Below are 14,153 nucleotides of genomic sequence, written 5' to 3'. Positions count from 1 at the left end.
GAGCAAACCATCCTCAAAAACCCCGAAGTACGCATGAAATGGCTGAGCTACAAAGCCGCGGGCGAAGAGCAAAATGCTGCCAAGGGTAATTACTATCCGCGCGTCGATCTGAATGGCTATTACGGCGTCGAAAACAAAGATTATCCGAAGAGCAAAACCGGCAGTTTCACGCACCCTGGCGTGAATCTGGAATTGCGCCAGATGCTGTTTGATGGCTTTGCCACCCAAACCGAAGTGCGCCGCCTCGGCTATGGCAAACTGACTCGCTATTACGAATTGCTGGCCGCCAGCGATCAAGCTGCGCTGGAAACCACCCAGGCGTATCTGGATGTCTTGCGCTACCGCGAGCTGGTGAATCTGGCCCGCGACAATTACGCCATTCACAAAGAAACCTACGATCAGATCGCCGAGCGCGTGAATGCCGGCGTGGGCCGCCGCGTGGATCTGGAAACTGCCACCGGCCGTTTGGCGCTGGCCGAATCCAATTGGCTGACCCAATCTTCCAATCTGCATGATGTTTCCGCGCGCTACGAACGCCTGACCGGCATGGCCCCAAGCAATGACATGAGCAAACCAGCTGATCTGGCCTCGGTCTTGCCGCGCGATACCGCCAGCCTGCGCACTCAGTTGGCAACCAACCCGCAATTCAAAGCCGCGGTGTACAACATCCGCTCGGCCCGCGCCGACGCGCAAAACAAGAAGAGCGATTACTACCCGACCTTCGAGCTGCGCGCTAGCCAAGGCCTGGATAAAAACCGCGACAATCTGGATGGCAACTACCGCGACGGTAGCATTCAGCTGGTGATGAATTACAACCTGTTTCGCGGTGGCACCACCACGGCACGCGCGGCGCAATACGCCGAACTCTTGAACGTGGCCTATGAAGTGCGCGACAAAGTCTGCCGCGATATTCGCCAAACCACCCAGATCGCCTGGAACGACACCGCCAAGCTGAAAGAGCAGATCGGCTACTTGGATCAGCACGTGCTGGCCACCGAGAAATCGCGCGATGCCTTCCGCCGCCAGTTCGACATTGGCCAGCGCTCGCTCTTGGACGTGCTGGATACCGAAAACGAATTGTTTGAAGCCCGCATCGCCTTGGTAAATGGCGAGTTTGACTACCAGCTGGCGCAAGCGCGCGTACTGGCGCAAACCCACCAGCTGCTGGGCGCGCTGCAACTGGCCCCGCTGGAAAACACCGCCCCGGCGGATGATCTGGGCGACAGCATCAGCGATGATGAAAAAATCGCCTGCGGCGGCAATCTGATCGACAGCGTGAAACTCGACCGCGACGCCGCACTGGCCGGTCGTCCACCGCGCCCAGCCATGCCTGCCCCGGCCCCAGCCCCGGAAGCCAAACCGGCGGACAGCAGCACCTGCGAAAAAGCCGTCACCGATCTGGTCAGCAACTGGTCGGCCGCGTGGTCGGGCAAACAGCTGGACACCTATCTGGGCTTCTACGCACAAAGCTTCGAAGCCAGTGGCGGCCGCAGCCGCGCCGATTGGGCCGCCAAACGCCGCGTGCGCGTGACCAAAGAAGGCCCGATCACGCTGAAACTGGAACAGCCAAGCTGCAAAGTGGTGAGCAAAGAGCGCAGCGAAGTGACCTTCACCCAGCAATACCACTCGCAAGACTACAGCGACACCGTGCAAAAGACGCTGGAGCTGGTGCAGGAAGGTGGCAAATGGAAGATCCAGCGCGAGCGCGTGACCAGCGGTCGTACTGAGTAATACTACCCCCACCTATTGGGCTGCAGGCATTAGCAATAATGCCTTGCAGCACAATACCCGCTTAGATTGGAATACGCATGAGTCAGTTGATTTATCTGCTCAGCCAAGATGCCAGCCTGCTTAAGCACTGGCAGCAAGCGTGGGGGGAGCGTTGTCAGCCCGTCGCTTATCCACTGCCGGATTTGGCTCCGGACAGCATCGTGGTACTGGATACCCAGCACCCGGCATGTCAGATTGTTGAAAAATGGCGGACCGCTTTACAGCGCTACGCCAGCATTGCCACCAGTACCGTACCCAGCGATGAGCAAGGTCACCAGTGGCTGAGCATGGGGGCACGCGGCTACTGCCACGCGCTCGCACCGAATGAATTATTGCAGCAAGTTATGGCCGTGGTTAGTGCTGGCGAAATCTGGGCCGGGCGTAGCCTGGTGCAGCGGATTCTGGCCGCGATCAACCATTTACCCGCGCAACAGGCACCCGATTTATCGGCCCTGAGCGAGCGGGAACTGGAAACCGCCCGCTACGCCGCCAAAGGCTATGCCAATAAGGAAATCGCCCGTTTTTTGAATATTTCCGAGCGCACGGTCAAGGCGCACTTGACCAGCTGCTACGAAAAACTGGGCATTGCCGATCGGGTGCAGCTCACCTTGCGCTTAAATGGCCTGAACTAAACCCCGCCTTAAGCTTGGGCTGGCACGAAGTAACGCAGGCGATGGCCATCGGCATCGGCCAGCACCAGCGTCGTGCCAAAGTCCATTTCAGTAATCGGCAGGATTAGCGTCCAACCCGCCGCAACGCCGGCGGTTTGGGCGGCTTCCAGCGCCGCCATGTCGGCCACCGTGCTGCACAATTCACCCCGCGCGCCCTGCCCCTCTGCCACCGGCAAGACCCCTGGCTGCTGCCACAAACCCAATTTGCGCCCAGACGGCAGCACAAACAACGCAAACGTCGGGCTCAGCTCGACAGGCGCTTGCCCCAGTAAGCGCTGATACGCGGCGGCACTGGCTTGTGGGTCTTGGACATACAGCAATACATAGCTAGGGTCAAAAGCAGTCATGGTCATTCTCCGTGGGTTGGTCAGTGGATCGGCCACTGTGGCCTGTCCGTACCCCCACTATGCGCCATGCCAGTGTCAGAAAATGTCAGCAGTCGCCACGCTACGGGCAATGCCTTCCTGCGCGCGCCAAGCCTGCAGTAACTGCGCCCGCGAACCGGCATAACGCGCCCCCGATGGCTCGCAGTGGCTAATGCGGTCGGTGCGAAAATGGCGGAAACCCTGACGCAATTCGCACCAGGCCACGAGCACCCGCACTTGCTCAAAGTAGCCAATCGCCAACGGCCAGATGGCGCGGCGCGACGGAATCTGCTGCAGATCGAGGTAATGAATCTGCAGCACCTGCTGGCGGCGGATCGCCTGGCGCAATTGCGCCAGCAAGGCATTACTCTCGGGCGCCAAGGGTACAGGCCCCACCAGCTGCACCGCTTGCCCCGGCTGCGGGCGGCGCTCCGGGGGTAGCACCGCACTGATTTTGGCCAAGGCCTGCCGCGCGGCGCTTTGCAAGGCCGGATCGGTGCGCTCAGCCACCCAGTTCAAGCCCAGCAACACAGCATCCAGCTCATCTTGATCAAACATCAGCGGCGGCAAAACAAAACCGGGCTTGAGCACATAGCCCAGCCCGGCCTCGCCGCTAATTTCCGCGCCCTGCGCCTGCAGGGTGGCAATATCGCGGTACAGCGTGCGCAAACTGATACCCAGCTCCGCCGCCAACGCCTGCCCGCTCACCGGAAATCGATGCTGGCGTAAGAGCTGCAGCAAATCCAGCAAGCGGGCCGCGCGGGCCATCAGGCTGCCTCTAGCAATAATTGGGCTAGAAGCTCTAAGGCACGGTATACCGTGGCCGCCCTGATCTGTGAACGATTGCCGGCAAATACCTGCCGTTCGGTCACAATACCAGCCGGGGTCGCCCAAGCCAGCCACACCGTGCCGACTGGTTTTTCTGGCGTACCGCCACTGGGCCCGGCGATGCCGGATACCGCAATCGCCCAGCGCGCGCTGGCATGGCTGGCCGCGCCTTGCGCCATCGCCGCTACTACCGGCTCGCTCACCGCGCCCAACCCGTCAATAAACGCCGGTGGCACATCCAGCATCTCAGCCTTGGCGTGGTTGGCATAAGTGATATAGCCGCGCTCAAACCAAGCGCTGGAGCCGGCAATCTCGGTAATCGCCGCCGCAATCAAACCACCGGTGCACGATTCAGCGGTTGCCAGCGTTTCACCCCGCGCGAGCAAGAGCTGGCCAATTTCGGTAGCCAGCGCATCGACTTCGCGGGCAAACGGTGCAGGAAAATCAGTCATCGCCGCTCCTCGGCCGAATACTTACGCATCATCTTCTTCGGTTTGCAGCAGCGTCACATCCACGCCCTGCCCCGGCAGCTTGATGAAATGCTCACGGTAAAATTTCATCTCGTCGATGGATTCCTGAATATCCGCCAAGGCGGTGTGCGCGCCACGCTTTTTGAATTGCTTAGCCACTTGTGGAGCCCAGCGTTTGCACAGCTCTTTCACGGTGGAAACATCCAGATTGCGATAGTGGAACCAGCTTTCCAGTTGCGGCATGTATTTCACTAGGAAGCGGCGATCCTGATGCACCGAGTTGCCGCACAAAGGTGAAGCGCCTTTAGGGCAATATTGCGCCAGAAACTCGAGCATTTGTGCTTCAACCGCGGCTTCATCCAGCGTTGACGCTTGCACGCGGGCGGTAAGACCGGAATTGCCGTGCGTTTTCGAGCACCATTCGTCCATCGCATCGAGCACGCTGGCAGGCTGATGCACCACCAGTACCGGGCCTTCGGCCACGATGTTCAGATGGCTGTCGGTGATGATCAGCGCGATTTCCAGTACGCGGTCGGTTTCAGGCTCCAGGCCCGTCATTTCCATATCAACCCACGCCAAGTAGTTCTGGTCTTGTGGCATACTTACTCGCTTGAATTTAATCCAAACCGCTATTTTAGCCGCAAACCGTACCGCTGGGCGCACGCCCGCTACGGCCGGCTTGCCCCACCGATGACTGCCAGCCAATTTTCTATTCTGTTTGTGTTTGCCCTTGTCGCCAGTGTTGCTCTGCAACTGTGGCTGGGCATGCGCCATATCAACCATGTTTTGCGCCATCGCCAGACGGTGCCGGCGGAATTTGCCGCGCAAATCAGCCTCGAATCGCATGGCCGAGCGGCCGCCTATACCGTGGCCAAAACCCGCTTTGGGCTGTTTGTGAGTATTTTTGATGCCATGGTGTTGGCCGCCTTCACCCTCGGCGGCGGTATCGAGTGGTTTAGCCAGCTGAGCCAGAGCTGGTTTAGCCATGAAATCGCCCAAGGGTTGGCCCTAATCAGCTTATTGGCCATCGCCAATTCGCTGCTGAGCCTGCCGTTTGCGTGGATTTCCACCTTTGTGATCGAAGCGCGCTTTGGCTTTAACCAGATGAGCCCCAAGCTCTTTATCGCCGACACCCTCAAATCCACCGCACTGGCGGCGCTGATTGGCCTGCCGCTGGTCGCTGCGGTGCTGTGGCTGATGGGCCGCATGGGCGAGCAATGGTGGCTGTATGTCTGGGCGACGTGGCTGGGTTTTTCGCTGCTATTGATGTGGCTATTTCCGACCTATATTGCCCCGCTGTTCAATCGCTTTGAGCCGCTGGCCGATGGCGAAATGAAAACGCGGATTGAAGCCTTGCTGGCGCGCTGCGGTTTTCGAAGCAATGGCCTATTTGTGATGGATGGCAGCAAACGCTCCAGCCATGGCAATGCCTACTTTACCGGCCTGGGCAAAGCCAAGCGCATTGTGTTTTTCGATACCCTGCTCAACCATCTGGCTCCGCAAGAAGTGGAAGCCGTGCTCGCGCATGAGCTGGGGCATTTCAAACACCGCCATATTGCCAAACGCCTGATCTGGACTTTTGCCCTGATGCTGGGCCTATTGTGGTTATTGGGCCAGCTCAAAACCGAGCTGTGGTTTTATCAGGGCTTGGGCGTGCAAAGCGCTTCAACGGCCAGCGCTTTATTGCTGTTTTTCCTGGTTTTGCCAGTGTTTACCTTTATCTTTTCGCCGCTGGGCTCACTGATGTCGCGCCGGCATGAATATGAAGCCGATGCCTACGCCGCCAGCCAGACTGCGGCCAGTGATTTGGTGGCGGCCTTGGTGAAGCTATACCGCGATAATGCCGCCACGCTCACGCCTGATCCGCTGCACAGCATGTTTTATGACAGTCACCCGCCGGCCAGCTTGCGAATTGCTGCCTTGCAACGCTTAGCCCAAGGATGAGATAGCGCTGGCGAGGGTAAAAAACCGTGCTAGAAAGACACTGTTTACCCCCGCCAAATAAGGAGCGCACCATGGCATTGGCTGACGAACACTGCGCCGCAAAAGCAGACAAACTCGACGAAGTCGCCGCCGAAATGTTGTGCACCGAGGTGCACGACTGGATTATCAATAATGGCTCGCTGGAAAAAATATTCCGCTTTCGCAATTTCCACGAGACCATGGCCTTTGCCAACGCGGTGGCTTATCTTGCGCACCAGCAAGATCACCATCCGGCCATGGAGTTAACCTTTTCGCGCTGCAAGCTGAGCTGGAATACCCACTCGGCCGGCGGCCTTTCACGTAATGATTTTATTTGTGCCGCGCGGGTGGATTTACTTAAGCCCTAGCGACTTCAGGACCTCATGACCGACACCACCGCCCGCATCGTTACCAGTTACGGCAAAGTTTATATTGTGGAATTAGCCGATGGCCAACGCCTATCGGCCTCCACCCGCGGCAAAAAAACCGATTATGCCTGCGGCGATCGGGTAGCCATCACCGTACTGAATCAAGAGCAAGCGGTGATCAATAAGGCGCTAGAGCGGCAAACCCTGCTCTATCGCTCTGATCAGTGGAAAAGCAAACTCATCGCGGCCAATGTCACGCAAATCATCATCGTGGTGGCGCCAGTGCCCAGCTTTTCGGATGAACTCATTGGCCGGGCGCTTTTGGCCGCCGCCGAAGCCGGCATCCGCCCGCTGATTTGCCTGAATAAATGTGACCTCCCCGAAAGCGAGCAAGCCCGCGCGCGGCTGGCCTACTATCAGCGCTATGAATATCCGGTCGTTGAAATCTCGGCCAAACAGGATTTAAGCCCCTTGCGGCCATGGCTAGCCGGCCAGGTGAGCGTACTGGTGGGGCAATCGGGCATGGGCAAATCCACCATCACCAATGCGCTGATTCCTGACGCGAATGCGCGGGTGAATGAGATTTCACAGGCGCTGGATTCCGGCAAACACACCACCACCCACGCGCAGCTATATAAGCTGGACGAAACCGCCGAGCTGATTGATTCGCCGGGTTTGCAATCATTTGGGCTCGCCCACGTGGCAGCTGAAGACTTGCCGCGCTTGATGGCCGATTTTGTGCCGTATATTGGCCAATGTCGCTTTGCCAATTGCCGCCACCGGCAAGAGCCCGGCTGCCAAGTCACCGCCGCCGTGGCCAGCGGCGACATCGCCCCCGGCCGACTGGAGCTTTTGCACCGGCTGCAGGATGAAATCTATCTGGCCAAAAACAATTACTGAGTCAGCGCACTCGCTGCGGTAAAAAGCGAACGATTAGTTCGCCTCAGATTGATGACGAACTTCACTCGCGCAGCGAGGCTCCCCTCAAGGAGGGGACGGGAGGGGTGGGAATAGAGCATGAAGGCTTCAGCCTGAAGCGAGCAACTAGCTCACCTTTCTATACCTGCCCCCAGTATTGGCCTGAACACGTTGATTACGCTTGGCTACCAAGCGATACACAGATAGGCGCCACCCCAGCTGCACCAGTACAAACGCCCCGAGCGCCAGCAACACCCCCAGCAGCGGCAGCCCAACCAATAAAGGCGCGCCCAGTGCCGCCAGCCAATCTGGCAATGCCAGCAGCCAATCCCACAGCCCCAGTTGCCACAGCGACGGCATTTGCGCCATAGTGGCAACGCCATCCTGGCCCGTCACCCAACTACCCAAGGTGAAGGCCAGCCAATACAAAGGGCCAATAGTCAGGGGATTAGTGTAAAAAGTGCCCAGCACCGCCACCGGTAAATTCACCCGCCACCACCAGGCCAGCAGCGAGGCGGTGATAATCTGCAAAGGCCCGGGTATCAGCCCGCCCAGCATGCCGGCCGCCAAACCACCCGCCACCGAGCGTCGATTCAAATGCCAGTAATTAGGGTGCTCAAACCAGTGCGCAAAGCGCCGTAGCACCCGGTTTTCTTGCAACTGGGCTTGATCTGGCAAATATCGACGCAATAGTTTTCTGGGCATGACAGGTTTCAGTTCATAATTTCGCTATCACAGACCCACTATTTTCGGCAAAATTCAGTGTGCTGGCAGTTTTTTCTGCCAATCGGAGCTCACCGGCGCCTGCCGGCACCCGCTTGTGCCCGTTTTGCTGGCCGCCCGACTGTTAGAGGCTACGTTTTTCATGGTTGCAGTTACCCGCCCCCTTGCCCAATCGATTGCTGAAGCGGCCGACCCGGATCGCTGGCTGGCCGCGCTGGCCGAGCGCTATGCCCCGGCCGAGCTCACGCGCCTGCGCGAAGCGCTGGACTGGATTGCCGAGGTGTATGGTAATGCACTCAATACCGATACCGACGAGCCGCTGTTTTTACACGCGGTGGCCAGTGCCTCCATCGTGGCCGATTTGCGCATGGATGCCAACGCCGTCATTGCCAGCCTGCTGTTTTGCATCCCCGACAAACTGGATAAATCTGCCGAGGCGATTGAAAAACGCTTTGGTCCAGTGGTGAGCAAGCTGGTGGATGGCGTGAGCAAAGTGCGCAAGCTGCGCGCGCTGGCCAAACCCGCCAGTGGCAAAGCCGATGACTACGCCCAGCAGGTTGAAGCGCAGCGCAAAATGCTGCTGGCGATGGTGGAAGACATTCGCGCAGTGCTGATCAAATTGGCTTGGCGCACCCAAACCATGCACAGCATCGCCAAATTGCCCGAAGAGCGCCGCCGCAAAATCGCGCAGGAAACACTGGATGTGTTTGCCCCGCTGGCCAACCGGCTGGGGGTCTGGCAAATCAAATGGGAGCTGGAAGACCTCGGTTTTCGCTTCCTGCATACCGACACCTACAAAAAAATCGCCAAGCTCCTGGACGAGCGGCGGGTCGATCGCGAGCATTTCATCACCGATGTGCTCGAAACGCTGCGGCGCGAGCTGGCCAAAGCCGGCGTCACCCACGTGGATTTGATGGGGCGACCCAAACACATCTACAGCATCTGGAAAAAGATGCAGAAGAAAAAGCTCGACTTTTCCGAGCTCTACGATATCCGCGCCGTGCGGGTGCTGGTCGATGATGTCAAAGATTGCTACACAGTGCTCGGGATTGTGCACAACCTGTGGCAGCCGATCCCGGGCGAATTTGACGACTATATCGCGCAGCCCAAAGGCAATTTCTATCGCAGCCTACACACGGCGGTGATTGGCCCGCAGGATAAAGCGGTGGAAGTGCAAATCCGCACTTTTGAGATGCACGATCATGCCGAACATGGCGTGGCGGCCCACTGGCGCTACAAAGAAGGCGGCCACGGTGATGCGCGCTATGAAGAAAAAATCGCCTGGCTGCGCCAGCTGCTGGATTGGCGCGAAGATGTCGCCGCCGATGATAAATTCACCGACGCCTTCAAAGCTGAGCTGTTTCAGGACACCATCTATGTGCTCACCCCCGCCGGGCGAGTAATTGCCCTGCCCAAGGGCAGCACGCCGGTGGATTTTGCCTATCACCTGCACACAGATCTGGGGCATCGCTGCCGTGGGGCCAAGATCAATGGCCAAATCGTGCCCTTGAATACCGCGCTGGAAAACGGTCAGCGCATCGAGATTCTAGCCACCAAAGAAGGCGGCCCTAGCCTTGATTGGCTGCACCAAGGGTATGTGAAAAGCCATCGGGCGGCGCAAAAAATCCGCCACTGGATTCGCCAGCAAAATCTCGATGTGGCGCTCGAAGCAGGCAAAAACCTGTATGACAAGGAAGCATCGCGCGCCGGCGCGAGCAATCTGAATCAGGATACCGTCGCCAGCCGCCTGCAGTGCAAAACCATTGATGAGGTGTATGTTGGCCTAGGCCAAGGTGAAATCAGCCTGCGTGAACTCAATCTGGCCTTTAGCGATGCACAGCGCCCCGCCGAACCACCGGTCGAAGAAACACCAGAAGACTTCGTGAAAGCGGCTCGCGCCAGCCAGCATGGCGAGGGGATCTTGATCGAGGGCATCGACAAACTGATGACCATGCTGGCCAAGTGCTGCAAGCCCGTGCCACCCGACCCGGTCATGGGTTATGTGACCAAGGGGCGCGGCATTTCGATTCACCGTTGCGATTGCTTAGCGCTGAAACGCCTCGCCGCCGATACACCAGAGCGACTCATTAAAGCCGAATGGGGTAATTTGCAGGGTAATGGCCATGTGTTTGCGGTGGATATTCAAGTGGAAGCCAATGAGCGCCCCAATTTATTGCGCGATCTCACCGATATTATGTCGCGCGAAAAAATCAATGTGAGCGCAGCGAATATGCAAGCCCGCGATGGCCGCTCACGGATCGCACTCACAATTGAAATCCGCGACAACGAACAATTACAAAAAATATTCGCCAGAATTCAGGAGGTGTCAGGCATCATTCGCTGCCAACGCCATTGATGCTATTAAAAATGCGACAGCAGAAGCACATAGAATTCAATTACTTGAAATAAAGGCGAAAGCCAAACCCTTGTTGGCTTTCCATCCCTAAACCGGCCCTTTAGAATTTGGCAATATTACCGATCTTGGTCTATTGCTAGATAACCACCTCGCAGTTCAAAAGGGCCTCACTATGTTTACTTCTCTGCGCGTCCGTCTGATCGCCTTCGTCGCCGTTCTGGTGCTCATCATCGCCTCCCTGCTCACGATGGGCGCATACATCAAGATGCGCAGCCAGATGCTGGAACAGGGCTTACGCAGTGAAGTGAGTGGCATTGCCACCGGCTACAACGTGATGCTACGCAACTGGATCGACGACAAAAAAATGATCGTCAGTTCTGTGGCTAAAGCCTTGGAAACTGCACCAGATCCGATTCCTACCCTGCTGCAAGCCGAGAAAAGCGCCAAATTTGATTCGGCCTACTTAGGCGTACACGACAAACAAATGATCACCACTCGTGATCTGGGCCTGCCTCCGGGCTACGACCCAACTGGACGTCCTTGGTATCAGCAGGCGCTTAAAGAAGACAAAACGGTGATGACCCCACCCTATATCGATGCGGGCACCAAAAAACTGATTTTGTCGTTTGCCGCCCCCGTCAAAAAGCAAGGCCAAGTTTATGGCGTGATCGGTACAGACATTATTCTGGATGACATCGTTAAAGACGTACTGAACATCAAATTGATCGGCGATGGCTACGCTCTGCTGGTAGATAAAAGCGGTGCTGTTTTGGTCGCTGCGGATCAAAGCAAAGTCACCAAACCCAGCACCGAAGTGAGCTCAGCCCTGACCGCCGATGCGCTGGCGGGTATTGCCAGCAGCGGGGATATGCTGCGTGCCGATGTCGCGGGTGCGGGCAAATTTATCTTCGCCCGCGCGATTGATAACAGCGATATTTATCTGGTGTTGATTATCGATGAAGCCGCAGTACAACAGCCGCTGCAACAATTGCTGCTGCTGGCCGTAGGTACTTTGGTGGTGATTCTGCTGGTGATCGTACCAGTGGCCAGTGTGCTAGTGAATCGCATGCTCAATGGCCTGCGCCGCGTCCGCGACGGGATGATTGAAATTGCCCAAGGTGAAGGTGATCTCACCCGCAAAATTCATATCGAAGGCAATGACGAAATCGCCGAAACCGCCAAAGCCTTTAATCAATTTACCGATCGCCTGCGCCTCATGTTTAGCGACCTGCGTAAGGAAACAGAAAACCTCACCAGCGGGGTGCAGCAGATTAATCAGGTGATCAATACGCTGGCCAATGATTCACGCGTGTTGTCGGATATGGCCGCCACCAACGCCGCCACCATTGAGGAAATCACCGTCAGTATCAGCCACATTGCCGACAACGCGGGTGAAGCCAATGATCTGGTGAACAACACCGGGGCCCTCTCGGCCGACTCAGCTAAAACCATGAACGAAGTCGCGGCCGAAGTGGGCAAATCAGCCAGCGAAGTCAGCGAATTGTCTTCCCTGCTTGATCGCCTGAATCAGCGTAGCCAAGAAATCAGCGGCATTATCCAAGTGATTAAAGAAATTGCCGACCAAACCAATCTGCTGGCGCTGAACGCTGCGATTGAAGCGGCGCGGGCTGGCGAGCAAGGCCGCGGGTTTGCCGTGGTGGCGGATGAAGTGCGCAAACTGGCCGAACGCACCAGCTCGGCCACGCTGGAAATTACCGGCATGATTGACGGGATTCGTGGCGAGACCAACGCAGCAGTGCGCAATATGGAATCCACACTGAATGCAGTTCAAAGCGGGGTGAGTTTGTCGAACGAAGCCGCTGGCAAGATTGTGGATATTCGCCAGAATATGAGCCAAGTGATGGAGAAAATGAGCGAAATCGCGCTGGCTACCAAAGAGCAGCAAGATGCCACCACCATGATGGCCCAAAGCGCCGAAAACATCACCAACCAGATGCAGCAATCCGATGCGGCACTGTATCGTGCCAATCAGTCAGTAGAGCAACTCAACCACCTGGCCGGCTTCCTGCGGCAAATGTTTGGGCGCTTCAAAGTTTAATACTCAACCAGGGTATTGCTAGATATGCATTAAATTGAAATACTTTTAAAGCAATACCCCATTAAAAAAGCCACCTTCCGGTGGCTTTTTTAATGGGCGAAACAAGCTCCGCCAATTAGAAGCTCAGCGGCCGGAAAAACCCGCTTTCACAATCTTCAGGCAATTAGTACCGCCACCTAAGCCAACAACATCGCCAAAGGTGAAAGCAATCAGATCGCCTGGCTGCACAATCCCACGTTTAAGCATTTCACTCTCGGCGCGTACCAGTAGCGATTCGCGATCCGTGTTGTCATGCGAGAGCATCACGGGCTCAACATCACGGAATAGAGCCAGCCGACTGTAGGTTTCAGCTTCCGGCGTCAGCGCATAAATCGGTACCCCTGAAACCACACGCGACATCCACAATGCCGACGAGCCTGACTGGGTCAGTGCCGCGATCACCTTGATATTCAGGTGGTTGGCACTAAACAGGGCGGCCATCGAGATCGCCTGATCAATGCGCGAAAACTCGCCATCCAGCAAAGCCGCACTGCTCACCTTATAGTCCTGCGATTGCTCCGCTTCCAAACAAATGCGTGACATAGCCTCCACGGTTTCTACCGGATACTGGCCTGAGGCGGTTTCGGCCGACAGCATCACCGCGTCAGTCCCATCCAGCACCGCATTGGCCACATCCGACACTTCGGCGCGCGTCGGCACCGGGCTGGAAATCATCGATTCCATCATCTGGGTGGCGGTAATGGTCAGTTTGTTCTGCTTGCGGGCAGCCTTGATCATGCGTTTTTGCAGCGCCGGTACGGCTGCATCGCCCACTTCCACCGCCAGATCACCACGCGCCACCATGATGCCATCGGAAGCTTCAAGGATTTCATCCAGATTGGTAATCGCTTCGGTGCGTTCAATCTTGGCGATCAGCAGCGCTTTGCTACCCGCTGCGCGCAGCAAGGTTCGCGCCATATACATATCGGCCGCACTTTTCGGGAATGACACCGCCACATAATCAGCATGTAGCTTCGCGGCAACTTTGATGTCTTCCATGTCTTTGGCCGTCAGCGCTGGCGCAGTCAGCCCCCCGCCTTGGCGATTGATGCCCTTATTATTAGAGAGCACGCCCCCCACCAGCACGGTGGTATACACTTTCGGGCCTTCGACCGCATCGACAATCAACTGGATCTTGCCATCGTCCAACAGCAAAATCGCCCCCGGCTCCACATCGTTGGGCAGCTCTTTATAATCCAGCCCCACGGTGTCTTGGTCGCCCATTTCGCAATTGGCATCCAAAACGAATTTGGCCCCTTTGGCTAATTCAATTTTGTTTTTCTTGAATTTGCCGACGCGGATTTTCGGTCCTTGCAAATCGACCATAATCGCCACCGCCCGACCTAGCTTTTTCGCCTGCTCGCGCACGAGCGCCGCGCGATCCAGGTGATCCTGCGCGGTGCCATGCGAAAAATTCAGCCGCACCATATTCACGCCCGCCGCAAGCAAACGCGCCAAGGTAGCTGCATCACCCGAAGCGGGCCCCAAGGTGGATACAATCTTTGTGCTACGTAACATGCAGGACTCCTTTGCGGATTAATTCGAAGACTGACATCGACCAGTCATGGTCCAATGATTGTTAAGTATTGTGACAAGATATGGCGCTCAGGCTCTGAGCATGATC

General features: G+C 56.9%; 13 protein-coding genes. 7 read left to right on the top strand and 6 right to left on the bottom strand.

Annotated features, from left to right (window positions below; all coding sequences use genetic code 11):
* Positions 1 to 1,731, top strand: a 1,731-nt coding sequence (locus G482_RS17555) for a TolC family outer membrane protein (RefSeq protein WP_034619096.1), incomplete at its 5' end; no start/stop codon positions are given.
* Between the two features lie 77 nt (positions 1,732 to 1,808).
* Positions 1,809 to 2,402: a helix-turn-helix transcriptional regulator gene (locus G482_RS0106210; RefSeq protein WP_028449314.1), complete on the top strand. Its 594-nt coding sequence runs from the start codon at positions 1,809 to 1,811 to the stop codon at positions 2,400 to 2,402.
* A gap of 8 nt (positions 2,403 to 2,410) precedes the next feature.
* Here G482_RS0106210 and G482_RS0106205 read toward each other — a convergent pair whose 3' ends face one another.
* From G482_RS0106205 to orn, 4 genes are all read right to left on the bottom strand, one after another.
* Entirely contained in the window at positions 2,411 to 2,788 is a 378-nt protein-coding gene (locus G482_RS0106205; RefSeq protein WP_211227574.1) for a VOC family protein, read from the bottom strand.
* Between the two features lie 75 nt (positions 2,789 to 2,863).
* Positions 2,864 to 3,574: a helix-turn-helix transcriptional regulator gene (locus G482_RS0106200; RefSeq protein WP_028449312.1), complete on the bottom strand. Its 711-nt coding sequence runs from the start codon at positions 3,572 to 3,574 to the stop codon at positions 2,864 to 2,866.
* The gene (locus G482_RS0106195) at positions 3,574 to 4,086 is read right to left on the bottom strand and encodes a CinA family protein (protein ID WP_028449311.1); all 513 of its coding nucleotides are present in this window, start codon (positions 4,084 to 4,086) and stop codon (positions 3,574 to 3,576) included. The genes G482_RS0106200 and G482_RS0106195 overlap by 1 nt, the downstream gene beginning before the upstream one ends.
* Positions 4,087 to 4,107: 21 nt before the next feature.
* Positions 4,108 to 4,704 (bottom strand): oligoribonuclease, encoded by a 597-nt coding sequence (orn, locus tag G482_RS17550; protein WP_051258776.1) that lies wholly within the window; start codon positions 4,702 to 4,704, stop codon positions 4,108 to 4,110.
* Positions 4,705 to 4,794: 90 nt separating this feature from the next.
* On the opposite strand from orn, the gene G482_RS0106185 reads away from it, so the two are divergent.
* The 3 genes from G482_RS0106185 (at position 4,795) to rsgA (ending at position 7,334) form a co-directional block, all read left to right on the top strand.
* The gene (locus G482_RS0106185; protein WP_028449310.1) at positions 4,795 to 6,048 is read left to right on the top strand and encodes a M48 family metallopeptidase; all 1,254 of its coding nucleotides are present in this window, start codon (positions 4,795 to 4,797) and stop codon (positions 6,046 to 6,048) included.
* A 71-nt stretch (positions 6,049 to 6,119) separates the two neighbouring features.
* Positions 6,120 to 6,434: a 4a-hydroxytetrahydrobiopterin dehydratase gene (locus tag G482_RS0106180; RefSeq protein WP_028449309.1), complete on the top strand. Its 315-nt coding sequence runs from the start codon at positions 6,120 to 6,122 to the stop codon at positions 6,432 to 6,434.
* A 15-nt stretch (positions 6,435 to 6,449) separates the two neighbouring features.
* A complete protein-coding gene (gene rsgA, locus G482_RS0106175) occupies positions 6,450 to 7,334 on the top strand; it encodes a ribosome small subunit-dependent GTPase A (protein ID WP_028449308.1) in 885 nt (294 codons plus the stop codon).
* Positions 7,335 to 7,478: 144 nt separating this feature from the next.
* Here rsgA and G482_RS17545 read toward each other — a convergent pair whose 3' ends face one another.
* A complete protein-coding gene (locus G482_RS17545; protein WP_034619024.1) occupies positions 7,479 to 8,057 on the bottom strand; it encodes a DUF2062 domain-containing protein in 579 nt (192 codons plus the stop codon).
* 160 nt (positions 8,058 to 8,217) lie between these two features.
* Between G482_RS17545 and G482_RS0106165 the strand changes: the two genes are divergently transcribed.
* Together G482_RS0106165 and G482_RS0106160 are read left to right on the top strand one after the other, a co-directional pair.
* Positions 8,218 to 10,431, top strand: a complete 2,214-nt coding sequence (locus tag G482_RS0106165) for a RelA/SpoT family protein (protein ID WP_028449307.1) — start codon at positions 8,218 to 8,220, stop codon at positions 10,429 to 10,431.
* Positions 10,432 to 10,603: 172 nt separating this feature from the next.
* Positions 10,604 to 12,490, top strand: coding sequence for a methyl-accepting chemotaxis protein (locus tag G482_RS0106160; protein ID WP_034619022.1), 1,887 nt, complete (start codon positions 10,604 to 10,606; stop codon positions 12,488 to 12,490).
* Positions 12,491 to 12,613: 123 nt separating this feature from the next.
* Here the strand turns inward: G482_RS0106160 and pyk are convergent, their stop codons facing one another.
* A complete protein-coding gene (pyk, locus tag G482_RS0106155; RefSeq protein ID WP_028449305.1) occupies positions 12,614 to 14,047 on the bottom strand; it encodes a pyruvate kinase in 1,434 nt (477 codons plus the stop codon).
* Between the last annotated feature and the right edge of the window lie 106 nt (positions 14,048 to 14,153).

The organism is Chitinibacter tainanensis DSM 15459 (assembly GCF_000429785.1).
Classification (GTDB): Bacteria; Pseudomonadota; Gammaproteobacteria; order Burkholderiales; family Chitinibacteraceae; genus Chitinibacter; species Chitinibacter tainanensis.
Note: the sequence above shows the minus strand (reverse complement) of the source record. Positions and strands in the feature narration are given on the sequence as shown.

What these genes read in the sequence shown, in the direction of transcription:
- G482_RS0106210 (WP_028449314.1), top strand. Translation starts at nt 1,809, where the DNA reads ATGAGTCAGTTGATTTATCTGCTCAGCCAAGATGCCAGCCTGCTTAAG.
- G482_RS0106205 (WP_211227574.1), bottom strand. Translation starts at nt 2,788, where the DNA reads ATGACTGCTTTTGACCCTAGCTATGTATTGCTGTATGTCCAAGACCCA.
- G482_RS0106200 (WP_028449312.1), bottom strand. Translation starts at nt 3,574, where the DNA reads ATGGCCCGCGCGGCCCGCTTGCTGGATTTGCTGCAGCTCTTACGCCAG.
- G482_RS0106195 (WP_028449311.1), bottom strand. Translation starts at nt 4,086, where the DNA reads ATGACTGATTTTCCTGCACCGTTTGCCCGCGAAGTCGATGCGCTGGCT.
- orn (WP_051258776.1), bottom strand. Translation starts at nt 4,704, where the DNA reads ATGCCACAAGACCAGAACTACTTGGCGTGGGTTGATATGGAAATGACG.
- G482_RS0106185 (WP_028449310.1), top strand. Translation starts at nt 4,795, where the DNA reads ATGACTGCCAGCCAATTTTCTATTCTGTTTGTGTTTGCCCTTGTCGCC.
- G482_RS0106180 (WP_028449309.1), top strand. Translation starts at nt 6,120, where the DNA reads ATGGCATTGGCTGACGAACACTGCGCCGCAAAAGCAGACAAACTCGAC.
- rsgA (WP_028449308.1), top strand. Translation starts at nt 6,450, where the DNA reads ATGACCGACACCACCGCCCGCATCGTTACCAGTTACGGCAAAGTTTAT.
- G482_RS17545 (WP_034619024.1), bottom strand. Translation starts at nt 8,057, where the DNA reads ATGCCCAGAAAACTATTGCGTCGATATTTGCCAGATCAAGCCCAGTTG.
- G482_RS0106165 (WP_028449307.1), top strand. Translation starts at nt 8,218, where the DNA reads ATGGTTGCAGTTACCCGCCCCCTTGCCCAATCGATTGCTGAAGCGGCC.
- G482_RS0106160 (WP_034619022.1), top strand. Translation starts at nt 10,604, where the DNA reads ATGTTTACTTCTCTGCGCGTCCGTCTGATCGCCTTCGTCGCCGTTCTG.
- pyk (WP_028449305.1), bottom strand. Translation starts at nt 14,047, where the DNA reads ATGTTACGTAGCACAAAGATTGTATCCACCTTGGGGCCCGCTTCGGGT.